The sequence below is a fragment of the Methylobacterium sp. genome (genome assembly GCF_028290105.1).
Lineage (GTDB): Bacteria > Pseudomonadota > Alphaproteobacteria > Rhizobiales > Beijerinckiaceae > Methylobacterium.
On the sequence record NZ_JAQGKL010000296.1, the window covers coordinates 1 to 9,205 of the forward strand.

General features: G+C 71.9%; 9 protein-coding genes. 5 read left to right on the forward strand and 4 right to left on the reverse strand.

Going from position 1 to position 9,205, the window contains the following annotated elements; genetic code table 11:
- The 4 genes from putA to JWQ05_RS19820 form a co-directional block, all read left to right on the forward strand.
- Window positions 1–3,566, forward strand: a 3,566-nt coding sequence (gene putA / locus JWQ05_RS19805; RefSeq protein ID WP_299662323.1) for a bifunctional proline dehydrogenase/L-glutamate gamma-semialdehyde dehydrogenase PutA, incomplete at its 5' end; no start/stop codon positions are given.
- Window positions 3,567–3,692: 126 nt separating this feature from the next.
- Complete coding sequence (locus JWQ05_RS19810) at window positions 3,693–3,965, forward strand: hypothetical protein (RefSeq protein ID WP_299662327.1); 273 nt, start codon at window positions 3,693–3,695, stop codon at window positions 3,963–3,965.
- A 162-nt stretch (window positions 3,966–4,127) separates the two neighbouring features.
- A complete protein-coding gene (locus JWQ05_RS19815; RefSeq protein WP_299662330.1) occupies window positions 4,128–4,319 on the forward strand; it encodes a hypothetical protein in 192 nt (63 codons plus the stop codon).
- A 91-nt stretch (window positions 4,320–4,410) separates the two neighbouring features.
- Window positions 4,411–5,289 carry an SDR family oxidoreductase gene (locus tag JWQ05_RS19820; RefSeq protein WP_299662333.1) on the forward strand — a complete coding sequence of 293 codons (879 nt, stop codon included), beginning with the start codon at window positions 4,411–4,413 and terminating at the stop codon, window positions 5,287–5,289.
- Window positions 5,290–5,409: 120 nt separating this feature from the next.
- Here the strand turns inward: JWQ05_RS19820 and JWQ05_RS19825 are convergent, their stop codons facing one another.
- Window positions 5,410–5,826, reverse strand: a complete 417-nt coding sequence (locus JWQ05_RS19825; protein WP_299662336.1) for a type II toxin-antitoxin system HicB family antitoxin — start codon at window positions 5,824–5,826, stop codon at window positions 5,410–5,412.
- A 141-nt stretch (window positions 5,827–5,967) separates the two neighbouring features.
- Complete coding sequence (locus tag JWQ05_RS19830) at window positions 5,968–6,147, reverse strand: type II toxin-antitoxin system HicA family toxin (protein WP_299662339.1); 180 nt, start codon at window positions 6,145–6,147, stop codon at window positions 5,968–5,970.
- 84 nt (window positions 6,148–6,231) lie between these two features.
- Here JWQ05_RS19830 and JWQ05_RS19835 point away from each other — a divergent pair, with 84 nt between their 5' ends.
- The gene (locus JWQ05_RS19835; protein ID WP_299662348.1) at window positions 6,232–6,411 is read left to right on the forward strand and encodes a helix-turn-helix domain-containing protein; all 180 of its coding nucleotides are present in this window, start codon (window positions 6,232–6,234) and stop codon (window positions 6,409–6,411) included.
- A gap of 22 nt (window positions 6,412–6,433) precedes the next feature.
- Here the strand turns inward: JWQ05_RS19835 and JWQ05_RS19840 are convergent, their stop codons facing one another.
- Together JWQ05_RS19840 and JWQ05_RS19845 are read right to left on the reverse strand one after the other, a co-directional pair.
- A complete protein-coding gene (locus JWQ05_RS19840) occupies window positions 6,434–7,981 on the reverse strand; it encodes a GMC family oxidoreductase (protein WP_299662342.1) in 1,548 nt (515 codons plus the stop codon).
- Window positions 7,978–9,205, reverse strand: a 1,228-nt coding sequence (locus tag JWQ05_RS19845) for an alpha/beta hydrolase (protein ID WP_299662345.1), incomplete at its 5' end; no start/stop codon positions are given. The genes JWQ05_RS19845 and JWQ05_RS19840, both read right to left, overlap by 4 nt.

Below are 9,205 nucleotides of genomic sequence, written 5' to 3' on the forward strand. Positions count from 1 at the left end.
CCCTTCTCGACCGCGCCGCGCTCCCCCCGGAGGCCGCGGCGCGGGTCGCCGTGACGGCCCGCCACCTCGTCGAGACCCTGCGCCGGACGGCATCGCGCGGGGGCGTCGAGGGGCTGATCCACGAATATGCCCTGTCGAGCCAGGAGGGCGTCGCCCTGATGTGTCTTGCCGAGGCGCTCCTGCGCATTCCCGACGCGGCGACGCGCGATGCCCTGATCCGCGACAAGATCGCGGGTGGGGACTGGCAAGCCCATCGCGGACGCTCCGCCTCGCCCTTCGTCAACGCGGCGACCTGGGGCCTGCTCGTGACGGGCAGGCTCACTGCGATCACGAGCGAGGCGGGGCTGAGTGCCGCCCTGACGCGCCTGATCGGGCGGGGCGGCGAGCCGCTGATCCGAAAGGGCGTCGATCTCGGCATGCGGCTGATGGGCGAGCACTTCGTCGCCGGCCAGACCATCGCGGAGGCCTTGCACCGGGCGCGCGACCCCGAGGCCAGGGGCTTCACCCATTCCTACGACATGCTCGGAGAGGCCGCGACCACCGCCGCCGACGCGGCCCGCTACGAGGCCGCCTACCGGGCGGCGATCGACGCCATCGGAGCGGCTTCGGCGGGGCGGGGCATCCATGCGGGACCGGGCATCTCGATCAAGCTCTCGGCCCTGCACCCGCGCTACAACCGGGCCAAACGGGGGCGTGTCCTAGCCGAACTGGTGCCACGGGTGACGGGCCTGGCGCGGCGAGCCCGTGATCATGACATCGGCCTCAACATCGACGCCGAGGAGGCCGGCCGGCTCGACCTCTCCCTGGACATCTTGGAGGCGCTGGCCCTGGATCCGGACCTCGCCAGCTGGGACGGCATCGGCTTCGTCGTCCAGGCCTACGGAAAACGCTGCCCCTTCGTGATCGACTGGCTCATCGATCTCGCCCGGCGTACGGACCGGCGCCTGATGGTGCGTCTCGTGAAGGGCGCCTACTGGGACGCCGAAATCAAGCGCGCGCAGGTGGAGGGGCTCACCGATTTTCCGGTCTTCACCCGCAAGGCGCACACGGACGTCTCCTACCTCGCCTGCGCCCGGCAATTGCTGGCGGCCCCCGATGCGGTCTTCCCACAATTCGCCACCCACAACGCCCAGACGCTCGCCGCCATCGTGGAGATGGCCGGCCCCGGCTTCCGGCCCCGCGACTACGAATTCCAGTGCCTGCACGGCATGGGCGAACCGCTCTACGGGGCGGTGGTGGGACCAGGAAAGCTCGACCGGCCCTGCCGCATCTACGCGCCGGTGGGTACGCACGAGACCCTGCTCGCCTACCTCGTCCGCCGGCTCCTGGAGAACGGCGCCAACGCCTCCTTCGTCAACCGGATCGCCGACCAGACCATCCCCGTGGAAGCGCTCATCGCCGATCCGGTGGCGAGCGTGCGCGGGATGCCGGAGCCCGGCGCGCCGCACCCGAGGATCGCCCGACCGGCGGATCTTTTCGGACCCATACGCCGCAACGCCGCCGGCCTCGATCTCGGCGACGAGGGCGTCCTCGCCGGGCTGGCCGAAGCGCTCGCGGCGAGCGCTCGCCTGACCTGGACCGCGACCCCGTGCGGACATGCGCCGGACGACGCCGATACGCCCATCCGTAACCCCGCCGACCGGGACGACATCGTCGGTCACGTGCGATCCGCCGGACCCGACGACGTCGCCCGCGCCCTGGCCTCCGTGGAGGCCGCTGCCGCGCCCTGGGCCGCCACCCCCGCGTCGGTCCGCGCCGAGGCGCTGGGCAGGGCGGCGGACGCCTTCGAAGCCCGGATGCCGATCCTGCTCGGGCTCCTCGTGCGCGAGGCGGGCAAGACGCTTCCCAACGCCGTGGCGGAGGTGCGCGAGGCAGTGGATTTCCTGCGCTTCTACGGAGCCGAGATCAGGCGCATCGCCGGCTCGGACAACCTCCGCCCCCTTGGGCCGGTGGCCTGCATCGCCCCCTGGAACTTCCCACTGGCGATCTTCACGGGGCAGGTCGCCGCAGCGCTCGCGGCCGGCAACACGGTCCTGGCGAAACCCGCGGCCGAGACGCCGCTCATCGCCGCCGAGGCGGTTCGGATGCTGCACGCGGCGGGAATCCCGGAGGTCGCCCTGCGTCTGCTGCCCGGGGCGGGTGCGGTCGGCGCGGCCCTGGTGGCGGATGCACGGGTGCGGGGCGTGATGTTCACGGGCTCCACGGCGGTGGCGCGGGAGATCCGGCGCGTCCTTGGCCAGCGCCTGAACCCGGACGGGCGCCCCGTGCCGCTCGTCGCCGAGACGGGGGGACAGAACGCCCTGGTGACGGATTCCTCGGCCCTGCCCGAGCAGGTGGTGGCCGACGTCATCGCCTCCGCCTTCGATTCGGCCGGGCAGCGCTGCTCGGCCCTGCGCATCCTGTGCCTTCAGGAGGAGGCGGCCGACCGCATCCTGGAGCTGCTGCGCGGCGCCATGCGTGAACTCGAGGTCGGCGATCCGAGGCGGCTCTCGGTCGATGTCGGCCCGCTCATCGGCGCCAAAGCGGCCGCCGGCGTCCTGCAACATATCACGGCGATGCGCGCGCGCGGGCACCGGATCACGCAACATGCGGCACCGCCGGAGGCGGACCGAGGCCATTACGTGCCACCGACGCTGATCGAGATCGACAGGATCGCGGATGTGGCGCGCGAGGTGTTCGGTCCGGTGCTGCACGTCCTGCGCTACCGGCGAACGGACCTCGACGCGCTCGTCGAGGCCATCAACGCCACGGGCTTCGGGCTGACCTTCGGCGTCCATTCCCGCATCGACGCGACCGTGACGCGGGTGCTCGACCGGGTCCGGGCCGGCAACCTCTACGTCAACCGGACCATCGTCGGAGCGGTGGTGGGCGTACAGCCCTTCGGCGGCGCCGGCCTGTCGGGCACGGGCCCGAAGGCCGGCGGCCCCCTGACCCTGCGGCGCCTCCTCGCCGACCCGCCGCCCGCGACCGTCGCCGCGGGGCTTGGGCCCCCTGCTGCCTGGGCCTATGCCGCCTGGGCTGAAGCCCAGGGCGAGGTCGACCTCGCCGCGCGGGTCAGGGGCTTCATCGCGCGCTCCGGGCTCGGTGACGACGTGGAGTTGCCGGGCCCGGTGGGGGAGCGCAACCTCTACGGCCTGCGCCCGCGCGGGCGGGTCGCGGCCCTGGCCTCGACCCGGCGCGCGCTGCGGCTCCAGCTCGGCCTGATCTTGGCCACCGGCAACGACGCGGTGGTGATCGCGCCGGGCCCGGCGGCCGAGGGTTTGCGCGACCTGCCCCCGGAGGTCGCCGGCCGGGTCCGGTTCGCGCGCGACTTGGCGCAGGTGCCGGACCTCCAGGCGGTGCTGCACGCGGGAAACCGGGCCGAGCTGTCCGCGCTCAATCGCCGGCTCGCCGGCCGGGAGGGCCCAATCGTGGCGTTCCAATCCCTGGAGACGCGGGCCCTCGAAGGGACAGAAGGCGAAGGGGTCCAAGACTACGACGGCCTCGGCCTCCTCGTGGAGCGCTCGGTCTCCATCAACACGGCGGCCGCGGGCGGCAATGCCGGCCTGATGGCGCTCGAAGACTGAGCGCGCGCTCCGGCTTCAGCTCCGGTTCAAGTGACGGGGCCCAGCTTGAGCGGCCTTTCGAGGCGGACGCGCCCGACCGGTCGTCCGCCGCTTCGCGACGGCGCGCCCGCACCCCCACAAGACGCCATGCTCGCCCTCGCGACGGACACCTTCGGAACGCTCCTGTGGCCGCATCCCGGCGGAGAGACGGGGCTGCCGCCCTCTCTGCCGGGCGTCCTGCGAAGCGTCATGCCCGCCCTCGACCTCGCCTTCGGCCTGTCGGATCTCTCGGACATGCCGGACGACCTCGCCGCCCTCGTCGCCCGGCTCCAGGCGGGCCCCCTCGGCGGACGCGCCGGTGCGCCTTCGCGCGTCGGGCCGGCCGACGCGCCGCGCATCCCCGAAAACAGCCACGGCTGATCCAGCCGGCGAGGGATGTCGCCAGGGCCGGACAGACCGCACCCCGACGGGCCGCCATCGGATCGCGCATGAGACCGTGCATGAGACCGTGCGGGAGCTTTGGCCGCAGATCCGACTCGCGTCCTGCCGCGTTGCCCGGGTCCACAGCAGGAACAGAGCAGCATGGCCAAGGCGACGGACGTGACCACCTACACCCTGAAGCAGGCTCTCGCGGCCAAGGTCGGCGACCACGTGGAGATCGCCGTGGAGGCCGAGGACGGCACGACCTTCAAGATCCTGGCCACCGCCGACCAGCTCGAGATCCTGACCGGCGACCTCGAGGGCATCCTCGAGGCCGACGACGCGGACGCCTGACAAGCCGCCGGGTTCCGCGGCCGGTCGACGGTCGCGGAACCCGGCCATCGGCCCCGCCCGCCCGACACGAATCCCGGAAAGCTCCCGCCCGATGACCACCGATCCCCGCACCGCCGGCCCCCGTCCGCCCTTTCCGGGCGACCAGCAGCAGGAGCGGCCGGGCCTGACCTCGCGGATGCGCCCCGCCCCCGACCACGGCGAGGCGAGCTACGTCGGCAAGGGGCTGCTGACCGGCCGCGTCGCCCTGGTGACCGGCGGCGATTCCGGCATCGGCCGGGCGGTCGCCATCGCGTATGCCCGCGAGGGCGCGGACGTGGCGATCTCCTACCTGCCCGTCGAGCAGTCGGATGCCGAGGACACCGCCGCATGGGTGCGCAAGGCGGGCCGGCGCGTCCTGCTGCTGCCGGGCGATCTTCGCGATGCCGCGCATTGCCAGACCCTCGTCGAGCGGACGGTGGCGGAATTCGGCGGGATCGACATCCTGGTCAACAACGCCGCCGCGCAGGTGGTCAACGACGACCTCGGCGACGTGACGCCGGACGATCTCGAAGGCTCGTTCCGCGCCAACGTGTTCGCGATGATCTACCTGGCGCAGGCCGCCGTGCCGCACATGAAACCCGGCGGGGCCATCGTCAATTCCACGAGCCAGCAGGCCAAGGTCGCGGACAAGACCATGCTGGTCTACGCCGCCACCAAGGGCGCCATCGCCAGCCTCACCATCGGCCTGTCGAACCTGCTGGCCCCGAAGGGCATCCGGGTGAACTGCGTCGCCCCGGGCCCGGTCTGGACGCCGATCCAGCCCATCGTGAAGAGCCCGGAGCAGATCGAGGCCCTCGGCGCCGACACGCCACTCGGCCGCGCCGGCCAGCCGGCCGAACTCGCCCCCGCCTACGTGCTGCTGGCCTCGCGGGAGGGCAGCTACATGACCGGGGCGCTGGTGCCGGTGACGGGTGGCACGCCGATGTATTGAGGGGCTCGGGAGGAACGCGATTCACCCCTTCCCGCACCGGCAGCAACGTCGCACAGCGGCGCCGAAACCGTTCGTTTTCCCAAGAGCGCAGCCGTCGGTCATGATCGACGCTGGCTGGTCTCAGGGATCGATGACGGCGGCCAGGGCTGACTCGATGAGTGCCGAGCGAGTGAGGCCGCGCGCCTCCGCCGTCTCGTCGGCCTGCCGTAGCATCGCTTTGTTGATGGTGATGTTCACCCGTACGCGCTCGGCCGGTATGTGGCGGGGAAAGATGAGTTGTGGAAGGCCAGTGCCTTCGTCACGCGTGCGGTTCTCAAGAAACTGAACCATGCTGCGCGCTTCGGGCAATGGATCTCGGTCTGCGCGCAGAGCGGCCAAGTGACCGGACAAGGCTTCGCGTGCCGCCGCAACGGCGTCCTCGAAGGTTGTTCCGCCCGTCACGCACCCAGGAACATCAGGGAAGGTCACGCCCCATTCCGATCCGTCTTCCGGTGGGTGGACGAGTGCGACATAGCCGTGATTGCCGGCGGGGATCATGAGCGTTCACTCCGATGACGAACCGACTTCAAAATGGTGAAAGTGGCAAGGGCGCTTTTTTCGCAAATAAAGAAACGGCCCTCTGTTTCCGAAGTGGCGCGTCGCCTGGCGCATTCACTGGGTCGCCCCAGCGAAAATGCTCTAGAGCCCCGCCGCTTCTCTCACACTTTTCACAGTTTTCGGGTGCATGTCTTTCTTCGGGTGCGGAATGGTGATTTTCCCGGTCCGTGTCGGATGCTTGAAGTGGCGATGGCTTCCAGTTGTCGAGTGCCAGACCCATCCGGCAGCCTCGACCTCCTTGATCAGGTCCCTGGAGTCCATCGCCGCTCAACGACCCGCTTCGATGTGTATGTCATACACACAGAATGATCGAATAACAAACGGCGCCGCTCTAGAGACCGCGCGATCCGCAGGACGCGGACCGGCCTGGGTCTGTCGCAATCCGAGTTCGCAAGCCGCTTCCGGGTTCCGGTCGGCACTTTGCGCGACTGGGAGCAGGCGCGGGCGACCGCGCCCGACTTCGCCGTCGCCTACGTGCGGGTGATCGCCCGGCATCCCGACATCGTGGCGAAGGCGGTGGCCTGAGGGCCCGGCCGTCGCGCCCCGATCACCTCGCCTTCAGGAACGCCTCGGCGCTGCGCAGGCTCAGCGCCATGATGGTGAGGGCCGGGTTGGCCGCGAGCGAACTCGGGAAGGTCGAGCCGTCGCAGATCCAGAGATTGGGGACCTCGAAGCTGCGCCCGAACGAGTCGACCACCGCCGTGTCGCCGTCGGCGCCCATGCGGCAGGTGCCGATGGTGTGGGCGACCCGCTCCAGGGTCCAGATATCGGTGGCACCGGCCGCCTCCCAGATCCGGTTGAGGAAGCGGGTCGCGTGCGCGTTGAGGCGTTGCTCGTTGGGCCCGTAGCCGAAGCTGATCGCGGCCTTGCGCATGCCGAGGGCATCGACTTCGTCGGCGAGCGTGAGCACGTTGGCGTCGCACGGCAGGGTCTCGCCGTTGATGCCGATGCCGGCCATGTGGTTGTAGCGCGCGAGCTGGTCGGCGAGCGCCCGGCCCCAGAGCTTGCGGCCCCGCGCCACGGAATTGGCGAAGGTCAGGGGGACGACGCCAAGGCTCTGCACGAGGTAGCCGCCCGCGAAATCCGCGTCCGCCGGGCGGACCATGTCCTCGGTGATCAGCGCGGAAGGGTAGCCCTTGTTCATGCGCATCTCGGGCGCGAAGGTGCCCCAGACCTGGGTGGCGACATGGCCCATGTAGTTGCGCCCGACCTGCCCGCTGCCGTTGCAGAGATCGAGATGCAGCAGCAGGCGGGCGGATTCCACCGAGCCGGCGCACAGGAAGACGTTGCGGCAGGGCTGGCGATGGTCGGTGCCGCCCTGGCGATAGATCACCGCCGTGACGCGCCCGTCCCTAGCCCGCTCGATGCCATGGACCCGCGCCTCGGGCCGGATCTCGGCACCGTGATGGACGGCCAAGGGCAGGTAGGTCACGTCCATGCTGGTCTTGGCGCCGGTGCGGCAGCCCTGGTGGCAGTATCCGCACTGGATGCAGCCGGGCCGCGTCGGGCCGTGCGCCTGCTCGAACGCTTCCGAGACCACCGCCGCGGGCGCATCGGCGCAGCGCACCCCGAGCGCCTCGCAGGCTCGCGCCATGATCTGCGCCGGGGCGTTGCGGGCGACGGGAGGCAAGGGGTAGCGGCGACCGGCATCCCAGGGGTAGGCCGCCGGGCCCGAGACGCCGATGAAGGCTTCGACGCGCTCGTAGAACGGCAGCAATTCGGCGTAGTCGAGGGGCCAGTCGACGCCCTCGCCGGTTTCGGTGCGGAGGCGCAGGTCGCGGGCATCGGCCCGGGGCGTGAAGGCGCCCCAGTGCAGGGTCGAGCCGCCGACGCCGGTGCCGCTGTTGTTGCCCCCGAAGGCCTCCGGCGTGGAGCCGCCGCTGAGGCGCTCCTCGGTCCAGTAGATCTCGTCGGCGAGCGTCTCGTCGAACGCAAACCCCTTCGGGTCGAAGTTCGGCCCGGCCTCCAGCGCGACGCAGGAGAGCCCGGCCTGTGCCAGTCGCGCCAGCAGCGGCGCGCCGCCGGCCCCCGTGCCGATCACCACCGCGTCGACGGTCTCGGTGGTCGCGTAGCGGCGCATCGCATCGAGGTTCATCGGACGGTCTCCGGGGACGGGGCTGGTTCCCAGGCTTCGCGCGCGCCGATGCCGATGTCGCGAAAGCCGGGGAGGGGATCGGTGTCGCCGCCGGCGCCGATACCGCTGAAGTTCAGGCGGGCCAGAGCCGCCGGGTGGGCGAGGTAGGTGCGGGCGACATCCGCCCGCAGATCCTCGAACCAGAAGCGCATCTGCTCGGCATCGAGCGCGCCTGCGACCGCGCCATCCTCCAGGCTGCCCAGCAGGGCGTCCTGCGCGTCGGCGTCGAGAACCACGAAGGGCCGGCCGTTCACTTCGCGCGCGGCCGCGTCGAGGGTCTGGAGCGCGCGCCGATACGCCTCCGGGTCGGGCGGCAGCTTCGCGAAGCGCCAGCCGTCGCCGGCCCCGCTCGCCAGCCGGGCGTCGATGCGGGCGGCGAGATCGATGGCCCCGGGTCCGTCCTGCGGCAGCACCCGCGCGCAGGCGGCGCGCAGGATCGCGAGGCCGACCGGATCGAGGGCCCGCGGCTGGTAGGCGGGGTCGTCGGGCTCGGCCCGCGCCAGCAGCGCAGCGCGCAGGCGCGCGTTCACGCGCTCGGAGCGGATCAGTGCCCGGTAGGCCTCGGGGATCGCGGGTGCGGATGCCTCGGCCCGTGCCGGCTCGTCGAGGAGCGCGCGCACGGCCTCCGCCACCGCATCCGGGTGTTCGAGGGGAATGAGGTGGCCGATCCCCGCCAGGGTCACCAGCCGGTGCCGGGCGAGGTGCGGCGCGGTCAGGGCGGCCTGGGCCGGCGCCCCGAGATCGACGTCCTCCGACCCCGCCAGGATCACGGCCGGTATGGCGAGCACGCCCACGCGCCGGCTCCAATCCTCGCGGCTGCCGTGCCGGAGCCAGGCCTTCCAGGCCACGGGGCTGGCGCGCAGCACGTCGGCCACCGCCCGGGCCTTGCCGGCCGCATCGAGGGGCGCCCCCACATTCGCGTCGATGAAGGCCTCGGCCTCCCGCGCGCGGGTCGCCGGGTCCGCGTCGATCCAGGCGACCATCGCGGCGCGCTTGTCGTCGCTCATCGGCTCGGAGGAGGGCGGCGAACCGGCGAGCAGCACGAGGCCGCCCAGGCCCTCGAGCCCCGGCGCCCCGTCCTCGGCCTGCCGCGCCAGCGCGAGGGCGACCTTGGCGCCCATGCTGTTGCCGGCCAGCAGCCAGCGGCGCGGCGCGGCGGCGCGGATGCGGGCCGCCACGGCCTCC